At 40.9% G+C, this 15,461-nt stretch carries 14 protein-coding genes; 3 read left to right on the top strand and 11 right to left on the bottom strand.

Annotated elements, in window-relative coordinates; all coding sequences use genetic code 11:
• Nucleotides 1–178: 178 nt before the first annotated feature.
• The 11 genes from LOC50_RS15415 to LOC50_RS15365 all read right to left on the bottom strand — a co-directional run bounded on the left by LOC50_RS15415 (nucleotide 179) and on the right by LOC50_RS15365 (nucleotide 9,845).
• Entirely contained in the window at nucleotides 179–892 is a 714-nt protein-coding gene (locus tag LOC50_RS15415) for a hypothetical protein (RefSeq protein ID WP_138627151.1), read from the bottom strand.
• Nucleotides 889–1,629 carry an FTR1 family protein gene (locus LOC50_RS15410; RefSeq protein ID WP_250654129.1) on the bottom strand — a complete coding sequence of 247 codons (741 nt, stop codon included), beginning with the start codon at nucleotides 1,627–1,629 and terminating at the stop codon, nucleotides 889–891. Before LOC50_RS15410 ends, LOC50_RS15415 begins: the two co-directional genes overlap by 4 nt.
• Nucleotides 1,616–1,969, bottom strand: coding sequence for a cupredoxin domain-containing protein (locus tag LOC50_RS15405; RefSeq protein ID WP_028834667.1), 354 nt, complete (start codon nucleotides 1,967–1,969; stop codon nucleotides 1,616–1,618). The genes LOC50_RS15410 and LOC50_RS15405 overlap by 14 nt, the downstream gene beginning before the upstream one ends.
• Complete coding sequence (locus LOC50_RS15400; protein WP_248474828.1) at nucleotides 1,962–3,263, bottom strand: ATP-binding protein; 1,302 nt, start codon at nucleotides 3,261–3,263, stop codon at nucleotides 1,962–1,964. Before LOC50_RS15400 ends, LOC50_RS15405 begins: the two co-directional genes overlap by 8 nt.
• Before the next feature lie 62 nt (nucleotides 3,264–3,325).
• Entirely contained in the window at nucleotides 3,326–3,985 is a 660-nt protein-coding gene (locus tag LOC50_RS15395; protein WP_250654128.1) for a response regulator, read from the bottom strand.
• A gap of 10 nt (nucleotides 3,986–3,995) precedes the next feature.
• Nucleotides 3,996–4,643 carry a hypothetical protein gene (locus LOC50_RS15390; RefSeq protein ID WP_013462837.1) on the bottom strand — a complete coding sequence of 216 codons (648 nt, stop codon included), beginning with the start codon at nucleotides 4,641–4,643 and terminating at the stop codon, nucleotides 3,996–3,998.
• 13 nt (nucleotides 4,644–4,656) lie between these two features.
• Entirely contained in the window at nucleotides 4,657–5,427 is a 771-nt protein-coding gene (locus tag LOC50_RS15385) for an SDR family oxidoreductase (RefSeq protein WP_250654127.1), read from the bottom strand.
• Nucleotides 5,424–6,113 carry an iron-containing redox enzyme family protein gene (locus LOC50_RS15380; RefSeq protein ID WP_016900001.1) on the bottom strand — a complete coding sequence of 230 codons (690 nt, stop codon included), beginning with the start codon at nucleotides 6,111–6,113 and terminating at the stop codon, nucleotides 5,424–5,426. The genes LOC50_RS15385 and LOC50_RS15380 overlap by 4 nt, the downstream gene beginning before the upstream one ends.
• Nucleotides 6,114–6,120: 7 nt before the next feature.
• Nucleotides 6,121–7,578 (bottom strand): AMP-binding protein, encoded by a 1,458-nt coding sequence (locus LOC50_RS15375; RefSeq protein WP_250654126.1) that lies wholly within the window; start codon nucleotides 7,576–7,578, stop codon nucleotides 6,121–6,123.
• A gap of 2 nt (nucleotides 7,579–7,580) precedes the next feature.
• A complete protein-coding gene (locus LOC50_RS15370; RefSeq protein WP_250654125.1) occupies nucleotides 7,581–8,237 on the bottom strand; it encodes a thermostable hemolysin in 657 nt (218 codons plus the stop codon).
• An 87-nt stretch (nucleotides 8,238–8,324) separates the two neighbouring features.
• Nucleotides 8,325–9,845: a sensor domain-containing diguanylate cyclase gene (locus tag LOC50_RS15365; protein ID WP_250654124.1), complete on the bottom strand. Its 1,521-nt coding sequence runs from the start codon at nucleotides 9,843–9,845 to the stop codon at nucleotides 8,325–8,327.
• A 303-nt stretch (nucleotides 9,846–10,148) separates the two neighbouring features.
• Here LOC50_RS15365 and LOC50_RS15360 point away from each other — a divergent pair, with 303 nt between their 5' ends.
• The 3 genes from LOC50_RS15360 to LOC50_RS15350 all read left to right on the top strand — a co-directional run bounded on the left by LOC50_RS15360 (nucleotide 10,149) and on the right by LOC50_RS15350 (nucleotide 14,869).
• Nucleotides 10,149–11,960 (top strand): glycoside hydrolase family 3 protein, encoded by a 1,812-nt coding sequence (locus tag LOC50_RS15360; protein ID WP_250654123.1) that lies wholly within the window; start codon nucleotides 10,149–10,151, stop codon nucleotides 11,958–11,960.
• A 1-nt stretch (nucleotide 11,961) separates the two neighbouring features.
• On the top strand, nucleotides 11,962–12,696 hold the full coding sequence (locus tag LOC50_RS15355) for a 5-oxoprolinase subunit PxpA (protein WP_250654122.1): 735 nt from the start codon (nucleotides 11,962–11,964) through the stop codon (nucleotides 12,694–12,696).
• A 154-nt stretch (nucleotides 12,697–12,850) separates the two neighbouring features.
• Nucleotides 12,851–14,869 (top strand): S9 family peptidase, encoded by a 2,019-nt coding sequence (locus tag LOC50_RS15350; RefSeq protein WP_250654121.1) that lies wholly within the window; start codon nucleotides 12,851–12,853, stop codon nucleotides 14,867–14,869.
• The last annotated feature ends 592 nt before the right edge of the window (nucleotides 14,870–15,461 follow it).

The following is a 15,461-nucleotide window of genomic DNA, read 5'->3' as shown; positions in this document are numbered from 1 at the left end:
ACGGTACTACAAGTATTACTTATACAACAACGAAATGGAGATTTATAAATTATCATGCTTTCTTTCTAGCTGCGCACTACTATATAGAGTTACAGACTCAAGTCAACCCTTAATGCGATTTAATTTATAAAATAGCTTAAGCAGCCCGCTTTATAAATTAAGTACTTGTTTAAAGAGCTTAAAATTCAAATTCTAGTGCCATTCTAAAGCTATGATTTTTCTCTGACTGGCTGATTTCAGTAATAAAACCGGCTTCCCACTTTAATTGTTTTTGCCCATCAAAGCGATGTAACCCTATAAATCCGGGGCCAATACCGACAAAGTCTTCGCCAAGATAAACCTCAACCGCGGGCTGAAAAGCAGACAAATAGCGGTAGCGATATTGCGCTCTAAATTCGCTTTCCCACTCATTTTGTATATCTTGGCCCCACTCGTACACTAAAAATGCATTCATAGTGAGACTTGCACGACCAAACTCTTTTTCAATCACAAAACCGGTGGTTGCTTCGTATGCGTCGGCGTCATGCTGTTTTTCAAATTCAAATAACGCGCCCCAATCAGCCCATAGCCTGCCCTGCTCTATTAACTGCCAACGAAGTTCTAACTCATACGCTTGCAAGCCAAAGTCACCATTATCATCGCGCTCGCCCACTAAATAGCCTTCCAATGCCATGGTGTCGTTAACTGCGCCGCCTAAGCCAACGCGCTGCGCTAAAATATTACCACTGTCGGTTTGATGTGATACAAGCCGCCACTCTAGCTCGCGCTCAAACGGCAAAACATACGGATGATAAACTTTATCAACCACTATGCCATCAGCATAAGCCAGCTTAGGTATTAATAAACAAAAACCAATTAATACAGTGGCTGCAAATAGGTTTATTGCTTTCATGATTGTTCCTTAGTTATTGATTTAGGAATAAAATAACAAGCAGATAAAAATAACACGCTGCTCAGCACATAACTTAAAACACTGGTTAAATTAGGCGTAGCCTCATAACCGATAAGTGCGCGCAAAACCCGTCCAAACTCTGAGTTTTCAGTTAAAATAGCACGTAAATCCCATACGGTTGCCGTTGTTGCTATCAAATCAATTTGGCTCGCCAAATCAAGTGCCACAACCAGTTTTGCCGCACTGTTTAACGCTAACAATACCAATAAAGGAATAAGCCCAAAGCGCTGTTTGATTGCACCCAATAAAAAATACAACAACACACTAAAGCTACTGCATATCCCTAAGCCTAAAAAAGTGCCAATAAATAAGCTTTGTGCTGCTTCGTTGTTTTGCCAAAAGCCAATCAGGTAAATAATGTAATGACTTAAATAAAGAGTCATTACGCTGATAATCGCAATCATAAATGCAGGCGTTGCTTGTTTAATGGCGTAGTACAGCGCACTGATAAACACTAAAACACATAAAGCAATTTGGGTATATTCTAAACCCTGATAGTCGAACAAGGGACTGATTAGCGGAGCACTTTTTACAAATAAAAATGATAGCCCCACACCTAAAACAAGCATCCCCAGTACCTTCACTAAACTTTGCCTGGCAATCACTTGGAGTAAAATAAGTAAAATGGCCACCGGCAATAACTGATTGAGGCTCATCACAAGGCTAGTTATTAGCATCAGAACCCTCCTTTTCGGTCGCTATTACAGCACCACGCGCCGTATTGGGTGAAAACTCGCCAAAAAATTCATAACGCCCAGGAGTTAACGGCCCAATATAAATAACGCTTTTGCGATTAGGGTAAAGTACTTTCTCTCGGTTGAGATCGAAACTGTCGAATTCTTCAGGCGTACTATCTTGATTTTCGATTAACAAGCGTACCTTTTTATTGGCTGGCACCACGATTTCTGCGGGATAAAACAAATGATCTTTAAGTACAATAAGATAGTCTTTACTGGCGGCGTTAAATGATAAAAATACGCAACAATATAAATAGGGGTGAATAAGTCGTTTAATCACATTTAGCTCCTGCAAAAACTACCTGTACTTTTAAGCCGCCCAAATCGCTGTCTGTTAAATTAATTTCAGCGCTATAAATAGCAATAATGTGCTGGACTATTGCCATGCCTAAGCCCGCACCTTGTTCACCCGAAGGATGTTGGTCGCCGCCAACGCGATAAAAACGGTTAAATATCCGTTGTTTTTGATCGTCAGTCATACCTGGACCGCTGTCTTCTATTTGCCAAATACGCTGCCTGTGCATCTGCTTTAGGGTAATTTTTATTTGTCCGTTTGCAGGCGCGTACTTTATAGCATTACTCAGTAGGTTTGAAATTAACGTCACTAAGGTAAACTCATCACCGTTAATAGTAAAGTCATCTCCCTCAAGGCTAATAGTGTGATTTTTAACCTCTATTTTTTCATATAGTTGGCTAACTACTTCTTGCGTGATCGCTAATAATGACTGTTCTTTAAACTGCTTTTGCCACTGCTCTGGCTGAGTACGCCCTAGTATTAGCATTTGCTCCACTATATTGGTGAGTCGATTAATACCTTGAGTCATGGCTTGTAATTCTTGATTATCGCCTTGTTGGGCGGCCAAATTATGCACATTAATTTTTAAACTGCTCAGGGGGGTACGTAATTCATGGGCGGCATCTGAGGCAAAAAAACGTTCTCGTAAATAGGCCGTTTCTACGCGTTTAAATAAGTCGTTTAAGCGGCTGATCACTGGTTTTATTTCTTCATCCGTCACCTGCCAATTGATCGCTGTGAAATCATTTGCTTGGCGCAGAGCTAACTGTTTTGATAAACGGGTTAACGGTGCCAGTGCATATTTAACAAAAAAGCTAATAAATAGCGCAAGCAAAGGAACCGCCCATAACATGGGTAACATGGCTGATAAAATCACCGCCTCGGCAAGCTCAAACCGCTTAGTAATCGGCTCGGCAACAATAACGGTGCGTAAAGAAGTAGCAAAAACGAATACCCGCATTCGCTGCCCTGCAATATTAAGCGTTTGAAAACCCGCTTGATACTGGCTCAAATCAAGATTTAATTCGTCAGAACCGCTAAGTAGCTCACCACTTTGCCAAATTTGATACAGTAACTGGGCGCTTTCTTGCATTTTTGGCGCCATAGCGTTTATAGATAGAGGCTGTTGCATCAAGACTCCAGCCACCACTTTTAGCTCACTATCGAGTAATTGCTCACCATGGCTCATACTTTTTTGATAGCCTTTGACTAAAGCTAAAAAGCAAGTTAACACCATCATTGACAGTAAGATAAGTGTTAAACGCTTACGAATTGACATAGCGCATGGTTACCTTTGTAAATTCAAGTTTGTGCAATCTAGGGACGTTTTAATCACGTGAGCTATCTCTTTCCCACGACATAGCCAATACCACGGAGAGTTTTAATAAAATCGCTGGGGAATTTTTTTCGTAGGTGATGAATATGCACCTCAATGGTGTTAGAGCCAACCTCTTCACCCCATTGATAGAGTTTATTTTCTAACTGCTGCTTAGATTGTACGCGACCTTGGTTTTCCAGTAACGCTTTTAGCAGCATGTACTCTTTTCGCGGTAGAGAAAGTAGCTCATCGTTAAGTGTGACACTGTGCGCTGACGTATCCATAGTAACATCACCACATTGTAATAAGCTCGACTGAGCTTGATTTACACGTCGGCTCGCTACGCGCAAACGAGCAAATAATTCGGCTGGTTCAAATGGCTTAGCTAAATAATCATCAGCCCCCATATCAAGCCCTTGCACTTTGTCATCTATGCTACTGCGAGCGGTTAGTATCACCACCGGAATGACTTTTTTTTGTGCTTTTATGTGCTTTAAAATTTGCGAACCATCACTATCAGGTAAGCCTAGGTCAAGTATAACCAACTCTATTTCGCCACTGCCTAAACATTGCAACGCATGCTTAACCGTTGCGCTGTGTTCTACACTGTAGCCTTCTTGGCGCAATGAGCGGCAAAGCCCTTGCGCCACAAGATGATCATCTTCAACTAATAATAAATGCATTGTTTTTTTATTATCTCTTTAGTTTTTTATCAACTTTAGCTAATAATTGGCTAATTGCTTGCTGACGATATTTGTCCGCTTTAGCGCGAGTATCACGAATACCGGCCGCTTGTGCAACTAACAAATGGGCTTTGGCTTGCTTATATTCACGTTCGTCGTATAAAAACTCACCATACAAGTAATTAGTATCAATGCCCTTTTGATTAAAAGCGAGTGCTTGCTTAAAAAACTTATCGGCGGTGTCATCATCACCAAAGCCAATTGGCCACCCTGGTACTTTACTGTATAAGGTTGCAAGGCTAGCATACGCTGAGCCACCTAAAGCACTGTCGTCTATTTTAAGGGCTTGCTCTAATGATGCCTTTGCATCTTTGGCATAACCCAACGCCCCTAAGCCGCCTTTTGCACCCGCAAAACTTGCCAGCACAATGCCGTTCCATGTATAGCTATTTGCTGAATTAGGATAGTTTTCAATAAATTGAGCACTTTGCTCACTCAGTTGAGTAAAGGCTTTGATTTGTGCGTCATCTTTAAGCTCATAATTAGCGACCGCCCACTGCTGTTGAATAGCGAGTAAGTCGCTTTGTTCATCTGCAAATACCGGCGATGAAAATACACTAACAATGCTTAAATAAGCTGCTAAAGTAAATTTTTTCATAATAAATCCTCTATTAACCTAAAAAGCTTTTTATTTTAGGGAGTTGTTTAGCAATTGCGTTATCTACAATACGTGGGAAAACACCATTGATACGTGCAAAAAGCTTCTCAGGAAAACCAATAAATCGTCTGGTTTTATTTGAGTTTAATAACGCAACTAACTCATCAGCCACCAACTGCGGAGAGTCCATTTGATTACCAAGCGCTTTGTTCATTGCCCGCGTTTGAGCATCATTAATGTCGGTATCAGTTGCTCTAGGTGCCAAATAAGTAACTCTAACGCCAGTGTCTGAAAGCTCTCGTGATAACGCTTCGCTAAAACCACGCAAACCAAATTTACTGGCACAATAAAGTGTTTGATATGGGTAACCTATGCTGCCAAAAGACGACCCAACATTAACTATGGTGCCTCTATTCGCTTGCAGCTGCTCTAAAAACAGTTGGCATAGTTTCATCGGGACGGCTAAATTAGTGCTCAGTAGATTATCAATTTGTTCACTACTACAACTACTTAAGCTTTGCATAACATTAATGCCTGCATTGTTTATGAGTAATTTAGCACCGCCCAATTTTTTGGCTTTAATTGCCAATGCCAGCATGTTTTCTGCAACGGTTAAATCTCCCACAAAAGTCATACTACCTGGGCACTGGCTACTTAGCGCATTTAGCGCATCGCCATTACGCCCTACTAATAGTAATTGCCAACCTTGTGCGTGCAATGTTTTGGCAATCGCTTGGCCAATTCCCCCAGCGGCTCCTGTTAACACACATAAGCCGGTATTCATGCGTGTTGCTCTTGTGCTGATGCTTTAAAGAACGGCTCGTCATCTAAAGCGCGAAAAATATCACCGTACAAACGATAAAAACATTTTGCGCCATGTAAAATAGCTTGCTGATCGGCCTCATTAGTAATTTTGTTCATCAAGTTTTCAAAAAACTTTACGTGCTCTATATCAAGCGCACCATGAGAGGTTAAATAGCTAAATGCTTTTTTAGGTAAACCAACAGCATCAGCAATATTTGAAGCTGCGCCATCAGCCAGTGCAATTGAAGTCCCTTCGAGTACATGAACCATGCCAAAAAAGCTTAATGGATTTTTACGAGCGATACTGTCATAGGCATACGAGACCATCATTTCGGTAGCAAATTGTGGCTTACTATGGCGCACGCTTTCTTTATCAAAACCACACGCGGCAATATCGTTAAGCACCCATTCTTGATGGCCAATTTCCTCTTCAATGTATTCGGCTACGGCTTCACGTAACCATTCTTGTTCGTCGGTCAAACGGGCACCTAACGACATCATTAATGGCACAGTGTGTTTTACATGATGGTAGGCTTGCGCTAAAAATGACGCATACTCTTCAAGTGATGCTTGGCCTTTAAAAACGCGCTGTATAATTGGCGCAGCTAATAAGTACTCACGCTCGTTTTGAGTTTGTGCTTTTAATGTATTAAAAAAATCAGTCATGGAACACCTATCCAAGTCGGTAAAATTGTTCAAAAATAAGGTCAAATTGCTGGCTAATAGCCTGTCGTTTAGGACGATTATTGGTCGTTAGTAACCCTTGCTGAACACTTAAAGGCTGAGCTAACCGATGCCACTTTTTAACTTGTGCATAATCGGGTAACTGTTGATTTATAAATTTCATATGCTCACTGAGTTGTTGCTCACTCAACTCAGGGATTGCATAAATAATCGCGGTTAAAAAAGGTTTGCCTTCACCAAAAACAACGGCTTGTATAATCGCGCTTTGACTCAATATTAATGACTCAGGCCATTCAGCACTCACATTACGGCCCATGCTGGTAATAATCAGGTTTTTAAGTCGCCCTTTTATGAAGAGCTTATTGCCATGCTGGGTCACTAAATCGCCTGTTGCATACCAGTTATTTGGGTTATGCGGCGCTTGATTTAAATACCCTAAAAATAGCTCACCCTTTATGTACAACTGGCCTTTTTCGATTTTAATTTGTATGTGCGGCAGTACAGTACCGGCACTCTTTAAATCATCATTTTTGGGCGTATTTAAACTTACGACAGATGCCGCCTCTGATAATCCATACCCCTGATAAACAGGTAAATTAAGCTCTCTGGCGGTAGCAATTAAAGCATCACTCACGAGCGCTCCGCCAACTGCAATAAACTGTAATGACTTTGGCGGCTGCCAACCTTGCTTTGCAAACGCAATTAAACACGTTAATAACTCAGGCACTAAAATAAGGGTGTTAGGTTTTACACTGTCAATTGCGCTAATAAGTTTCTCAGGATTTTTTAACCCTGAGCCAACAAAACCTAATTCGTTTAGCGGCATTAAATGTACACAACCGCCACTTAACAAAGGCGCATACACACCCGCTATATTTTCCAATAGTACTGGCAGCGGAAGTAAGCATAAATGCACGGGGTTACTAATGTTTATTTGCTCACATAATGACTGAGCTACCTGCATCTGGCTTTGTGTTGATAAGCACACCCCTTTTGGCTCACCAGTAGAACCTGAAGTAAATGTAATTTTTTGCGTACCAGTAAAATAGTCCACGGGCTCAATCGCATCGAGCTGATAAATATAAAGGGTATAATGCTCAAATAATGTTACCGACAATGAATGCTTACCAAGCGAATGACGAGGCATATCACTAATAAAAAACTGCGCACCGCATTGCGCTAGCACATACTGTGTTTGCTGCTGACTAAAAAAATGGGCAATCGGTATAGCCACTTTATTGGCAACGCTGGTCGCAGCATCAAGTACCAACCAAGCAGGTGTATTATCAAGTTGAAATGCAATTGCATTAGCATCTGAATTTGCAAAAATTTCCGCTACTTTATTTATTTCTTGAAGCAGCTCAGTGCCTGTTAACTGTTGTGTTTGGTTCGCAAAATGCGCGACAACCGCCGGCTGAGTCGCTAAGTCATTTAAGCTATTTAACATACTTATACCGTCTCCAGCGCATTGATTAATGCAGTAATGCCATTTGCATTTTGTTGTTTAATATCAAGTAGCATTGGCGTATTAAGTACTTGTAGATGTGCTTGCTCTAAATTAACAATGCATACTGTAGGCTGGTTAGCGTAGTAGCTTCCCCAGCTTTTTGGTTGCTCAACAACACTGCTGTTAGCCAATGCAATTTCATTACACGTTACCCCTAATAAACGCAATAAAGCGCGTACCTGTTTGGTGGCACAAAAAACCAAATTAGTAGCACCAATAGCTCTTAAAGCTTCATTAACAATAATAAAATGCGATAACGTGGCTTTTCTGTGTGTTGAATAGAGATTGCCTAACTCAAACACTTTACTGCGCTGTGTGCCCATTGGTAAAAACTGCTCAATGGGCGCTGCTAAATATTGTTCAATAAATAAAGGAGAAGTGGCGTTTCTAAGCCCTAATGTGCAATGCCCTTGCTGAGTTTTATACTGACAGAGTAATGGCATAAATGAAGTTAGGCTGGCATTGTACGCAGCTAAAAAGCCTTGTTTTACTGTATCTTCAAGGCGCTGACGATGTTCATCACATTCTCTGGCGCTCACACACTGTGTGAACGACTGAAAAAGTGCTGATGATGACTGTTGTTGTTGAGCTAGTTGCATAAAAGCATCGCCTGTATTAAATCTATAGGTAGAATTTAATAGGCGAAACTTAAATAAAACTTAAGGTAAATTAATTTTTTAAAAAATTTAATTTAGACTGGCAATAACGGTTTTATTACGGCCCGTTTCTTTTGCATGATAGAGCGCTTTGTCAGCACATTTGTATACTTGATCAATATCATCACTGTGCTGCGGCCATGTAGCAATGCCGATGGAGACATTTATACAACCAACTTTGGCCATCGGTGTATTCGCCACTTCATTACGTAACCGCTCAGCAATAACAAACGCACTATCGCTATTTTCGTTCGGTAATATAAGTAAGAATTCCTCCCCACCAGTTCGCGCAACAATATCATCTTTGCGAGATACCTGCTTGATCACACACGTTAAAGTTTTTAGTACCTCATCGCCCACATCATGGCCAAAAGTGTCATTAACCCGTTTAAAAAAGTCGATATCTATTTCTAGAACCGCAAAGGGGATCTGTTCTTGAATTAATTTATCTAACAATAAATACAAACCTCGCCGATTATGCGCACCAGTTAGCGGATCGGTGAGTGCATCTTGGCGTAATTGACCCATTTGCGACTGCAGTATATTAATTCCCTCTAACATGGCTGCTTTAAGTTGCTGACTTTCAAAGTACCAAGATTTAATACTTTTAAGATTCGCTACGTTTTTTTGATCAGTCGATAAATTTGCACTGTCAGCTAGTAACCTAAGGGGCTTAGCAATAAAATGCGCTAACACACCAATCAATACAAAAGTAATTAATACAATTGGTAGCATTCGCTTAAGCACCAGCCCTTGAAAAGTATCTAACGTGGCAAGTGTTGCCACCTCACTACGCTGGGCAACTACGCCCCAATTAGCAAGTTTAACGGGCGAATATCCAGCAAGCATAGACACGCCTTGGCTATTTAAAACCCGGGCGTATCCATCTTCGCTTTGCAAAACACGCTCTATTACTGGGTTATTAATGACTTGTTCGCCAATCCGCTCAGTCTCAGGATGATAAAGTAAGGTTTTATTATCAGCCACCACATAAAAGTATGCCCCGCCATCGTAACTATGCTGTTTTAATAAGGCGTTTAAAATGCTCTGTTGCTCTAAATAAAAGCTACCGCCAATATAGCCATAGTAGTTACCCATCTCGTCAAATAAAGGATAAGAAAGTACAACAATTAAGTTATTCGCAAGCGATACATAAGGACGACTAACTAATGGACGCTGTAGTTTAAAGGCTTGTTTAGAATGAGTTGAATTAACGGTTTTATTAATAATATTTAATGAAACAGGTGAGGCCGCTTTAACGACACCTTGCATGTTGATTGCTACCGAATTAAAGCTATGTGTTTGGTTTAAAAGGCGGTTGGTTTCAGCTTGGAGTAACGCAGTATTGGTAATATCTTTAGCAATAATTTTGGCTGAAAACTCAAGTTGCTGCATCGCAGCTGCTAAAAAGTGATCGGTCGCCGAGGCAAGCTTACTAGCAAATACATGGTTACTTTTGAGAGTATCTTCTATTACCCGTTCTTTTTGTACTTGGTAACTAATGTATAAACCACTGAACAAAATAGCGGCTGTAGCAGTGATAGCTAACAATAGAATTAATTGCCTAAGTTTAAAAGTAAATGGTGATCGAAAACGCAACTTATTATCATCCTAAGCAAATAAAAACGACTGCTATGTACTACATATATCCTAAATATAATACAGAAATTAAACTAAGTAGCCTAATTTTTGTTATTTTTGGAATAATAAAATGACATTTATTATATATGTCGGGTTTTGCAGTTAAGCTCAATAATAGTTAAGCTGCATGCACTTTATTTTTATTTAGCCTTGAGGTGTGTGTTGCTAAATAAGTACCTGTTGTCGTCTTCTCTTTTTTTAATCGGATGTTTCATGCCAATAAAATCTTCTTTTGCCGATTCTGCGCTGTCGCTTGAACAGCAACTTGGGCAAAAACTTATGCTCGATTTACGCTATTTTTGTCACCAAGGCAGCAGTGAGCGCTGCAGAACAGCATTAACCGAGTTACCAGATACACTAGCCAAAGCGATTAGCCGTTATGATATTGGCGGGGTTATTTTATTTTCTGAAAACACCCAAAGTATTGAACAAATAATTAGCCTTAATCAGCAACTGCAACAAGCTGCGTCTCAGTCTAAATCAGGCTTACCGCTTTTTATTTCAATTGACCAAGAAGGTGGACGCGTAGCACGACTGCCACGTGATGTGGCCACTTCATTTACCGGTAATATGTCAATTGGCGCCACCTACCCTGAGCATGGCACTTATTTCGCAACTCAAACCGCGAATGTTCTCGCCACGGAGCTTTCAGCATTGGGGATTAATGTAAATTACGCGCCAACCGTTGATGTAAACATGAACCCAGACAATCCTGTCATTAATGTCCGCTCTTTTAGTGAAAACCCCGATGAAGTTGCGGCAATGGGTGCAGCACAAGTTATTGAATTTGAAAAAAATGGCATTATTAGCGCACTAAAGCATTTTCCTGGGCATGGCGACACCAATGTAGATAGTCATACCGGCTTGCCTAAAGTGATGCATTCAAAAGAGGTGATTTACGCACAAGATTTAGCGCCCTTTAAACACATTATTGAGCAGCACAGTCCGGGCATGATAATGACTGCGCATATTCAGTATCCAGAGCTCGATAGCAGTACCTTGACTAATGTTGATGGCAAACAAATGATCAAGCCCGCGACAATGTCGCGTAAAATCATGACCGATATTCTACGTAAAGAACTTAACTATCAAGGTGTGGTGGTAACCGATGCACTTGATATGGCAGGTATTAGTCACTTTTTTAGTCCAACTCAAGCAATTATAAACACCTTTGCCGCTGGGGTTGATATTGCGCTGATGCCAATAGAGATTAGAACGCCAGATGACATTAAAAAGCTCGATGCTCTCATTGAGTCATTAGCCAGTGCGGTTAAATCAGAGCAACTAAACGCACAGGAAATTGCGCATTCAGCACAGCGTATTATCTCACTTAAAAGTAAATTTAAATTAAACGCTTCGCCTGTTCCCATCAAAGCATTAGCCAATGCCAAGCACATTATTGGTAAAAAAGCACATCGCGAATTAGAAGCGTCACTGGCATTAGCGGCGATCACCCAAATAAAAAATAACAACAACACCTTGCCACTTAAGCTTTATGCTGGCCAACACATTCATATTATTATGCCCGATACGCGTAAATGCATGGCCATACAACAAGCCATAATGACGCTCAGCTCACACGCATTAGTTTATAGCTGTAGCAGTTTACAAGGTTTTGACCCTGTTGATGCTCAGCGTAATATAAACCAAGCTGATATTATTATTGCCGGGAATGCCACGCCTAATCAAAGCGCAGTGGAAATTGGCGGGATGGATGATTTAGCCGATAACCCAGACTTTGCCCTCAATAACGCAGAGCAACCTAAAGCACTTGAATCATTACTTAAAATGGCTAACAAGCAACAAATACCCACCGTGTTTATTAGTTTGCGAGCTCCTTATGATATTGCGCAGTTTGGCGACTCTGCCGATGCAGTATTAGCTTCATATGCTTATAATATTGACGTAGACAAAAACGAGCAAGTATCTGGGCCTGCATTTACAGCACTTGCTAAAGTATTACTCGGTCAAGCCCCTGCTAAAGGCAGCTTACCGGTAACTATTAAACAATCAAAGAGCCACTAATATGAAACTCAATTGTGATTTAGGTGAAAGCTTTGGCGCGTGGAAAATGGGGCTTGATGATCAAGTAATGCCGCATATTGATATGGCAAACATTGCCTGTGGTTTTCATGCGGGCGATCCTAGCGTTATGGCCAATACTCTTAAGCTCGCTAAACAGCATAATGTTATGATTGGCGCTCACCCAAGCTACCCCGATAAACAAGGATTTGGCAGACGCTCAATGAACCTGAGTGTGGCTGAGCTCACTCAGTGTTTACACTACCAAATAGCTGCTCTTGATGGCATGGCAAAGGTACAAGGATTAACCCTTAGCTATGTTAAACCCCACGGTGCGCTTTACAACGACATGATGAAACACCAGCCACTACTTAGTGCTGTGATGGGCGCGGTTGCCAGTTACCCTGCTGACCTAAAATTAATGATACTGGCCACGGCCAATGCTAAACACCACCATACAATGGCACGTCATCTTGGACTAACGCTTGTTTTAGAAGCGTTCGCAGACAGGCTATATACAGATCAAGGGCACCTAGTAGCAAGAAATATAGCAGGCAGTGTGCATGATAAAGCAGCATTATTGGCACAAGTTAAACAGCTTTTAACTAGTAACAGTGTGACTACCCAGTCAGGAAAATCGTTAAAACTTAACGCCGATAGTATTTGTGTGCACGGTGATAACGCCCAAGGTGTTGCGCTTATTGAAGATATTAAGGCACTTTGCAGCGCAAGCGTATAACTTCCTCTAAGCTGTAAACCCCCTTTACAGCTTTTACTTTCTTTTATCACTTTCATTCATTGGTAGTTTTAAATACTGGCTTCGTCGCATCTGACTGTTAATTATCCCTCTCCTACCCTCTAAATAGAGCTGTGATTTAAAACAGGGATAAATAATGAAAACGTTTTTAGCTATGAGTCTTATACTGGGCAGCAGTCAATTAGCTGTTGCCAATACCGATACATTACAACTTCAAGATATCTTCAATCTTGAATATGCCAACCAAATAGACATAACAGAAGACGGTAAAACCGTGTATTTTGTCCGCAACCGCATGGATATTAAAACCGACCGTAAAGTAGGCAATATTTGGTCTGTTGATTACAGCACAGGGCAACTACAACCATTAACTTCTGGTGTATATATGGATTACTCGCCAGTAGTCTCTCCTGACGGACAGCGACTTGCTTTCATATCAAACCGAGATGGTAGCAACCAAATATATATTAAATGGTTAAAAACAGGGGCTATCGCTAAGGTTAGTAATTTAACTAGCAATCCAAGCTCACTAACTTGGACTCCTGATTCAAACCAGCTGGTATTTAGTATGTTTGTTCCAATGGCGACGTCTGCGCCTGTCAGCTTAACTGGAAAACCAAAAGGTGCCACGTGGGCAGAGCCTGCTAAATATATTGACGATGTTTATTATCGTGCTGATGGAGGGGGTTATACTGAAAAAGGGTTTAGTCAATTATTTACACTTGATGCCAATGGCGGTAATGCTCAACAACTCACCAACGATAATTTTAATAATGGTGGGGAAGTCAGCTTTAGTAAAGACGGTAAAACTTTGTATTTTTCTGCTAATCGCAATGAAAATAATGAATTGAAGCCCACTAACACTGAGCTCTATCAACTCGATTTAGACTCGCTAGCCATTTTCCCTCTAACTGAGCGTAATGGGCCTGATCAACAACCTAAAGTGTCACCCGATGGCAAATACCTTGCCTATACAGGGTATGACGACAAGCGTACTAATTACGAAAACACCCAACTCTATATTCGCGATTTAAAAACAGGGAATACTCAAAGCCTAACCACCGATTTTGATAGAAGTGTTGGCCAAATTAAGTGGAGCGCGAACTCAAAAGGGCTTTATTTTAGCTATGCCGATGAAGGGCAAACTGCGCTAGCTTATCAACCTCGAAGTGGCAAACGCAAAGTGATTACCGATAAAATAGGCAGTGTTGCGTTTGGCCGCCCTTATTCCGGTGGCGATTTCGATATTAGTGAAAATGGTCATGTTGCATTTACATTGGCCGATACCCAGCGTCCTGCTGATGTAGCCACAATAAAGCGTGGTAAAGCGCAGCGCTTAACTGATTTAAATTCTGATGCACTCGCAACCAAGCAACTCGCTGAGGTTGAAGAATTATGGCTTAAATCAAGCCACGATGAGCTGCCAATACAAGGCTGGGTTGCTTACCCACCGGGTTTTGATAAATCAAAAAAATACCCACTAGTGCTTGAAATTCATGGTGGCCCTGTCGCTAATTATGGCCCGCACTTTAGTGCCGAAGTACAACTATTTGCCGCTAAAGGGAACGTGGTTTTATACATGAACCCACGTGGTAGTGATTCATACGGTAAAGAGTTTGCGCAAACCATTCATCATAATTACCCAAGCAATGACTACGATGATTTAATGACGGGTGTTGATGCACTCGTTGCCAAAGGGTTTATTGATGAATCTAAACTATTTGTAACCGGTGGCTCTGGCGGCGGTGTATTAACCGCATGGATTGTAGGTCATACAGAGCGTTTTGCTGCAGCAGTGGTTGCTAAACCAGTAATTAATTGGATCAGCTTTGTACTCACTGCCGAATTCTATCCTTTCTTTGCCGATTATTGGTTTCCGGGCAAACCTTGGGATCATATTGAGCATTACATGAAACGCTCACCCATCAGTTATGTTGGCAATGTTAAAACCCCAACCATGTTACTCACGGGTGAGGCAGACTACCGTACGCCTATTTCAGAAACAGAGCAGTTTTATCAAGCCTTAAAATTGCAGGGGGTTGATACCGCGATGGTGCGTATTCCAAACGCCTCACATGGTATTACTGCCCGTCCATCTAACTTAATGACCAAAGTGGCATATATTCAATGGTGGTTTGATAAGCATTCGAAATAAAACGCAGAGTTATGAGTGACGAGCTATATAAGCTCGAAGCTCGAAGCTCGAAGCTCGAAGCTCACAAGTGTAAACCCCCTTTACAGCAATAATGTGAGTAATCCCTTACATACTTTAGCTAAATATCGGACTTAACTTCAAACTGAGTTGGTAAAAATTCGGTTTATACTAACTCAACCCCTTTGAGTTAGTAAAAATTCGGTTTGAGTCACTGTTTATAAGCCCTCAGTTAGTAAAAAAATGTTTTATAAGTAGCGACAGTTAGTAAAAAATCGGTTTATTACTTTCTAAACCCTAGTTAAAAATCTTTAAATTAAGCGTTTAGATGCTCAAATTGAGGATTAGAAAGGCAAATCTACCCCTAATGATGAAGAGAATGGCTGTTTTTATCATGGTTAGTTAAAACCTGATCTGTATTTTAACTAGCTAGTTAAATCGTGATCTGCTTTCACAATGTTAGTTAAACTCTGATCTATATACGGCAAAAACAGTTAATTTATTGTGCTTATACATGTTAAAGCGTAACCAGACTATCAAGCCCTCCAGCCAAGCATAAACATCCTTTAAATTTATTTACACTCTTAACCTGCAT

This window comes from Pseudoalteromonas sp. SCSIO 43095 (genome assembly GCF_023650455.1).
GTDB lineage: Bacteria > Pseudomonadota > Gammaproteobacteria > Enterobacterales > Alteromonadaceae > Pseudoalteromonas > Pseudoalteromonas tetraodonis.
This window is presented reverse-complemented; position numbering and strand designations above follow the sequence as displayed.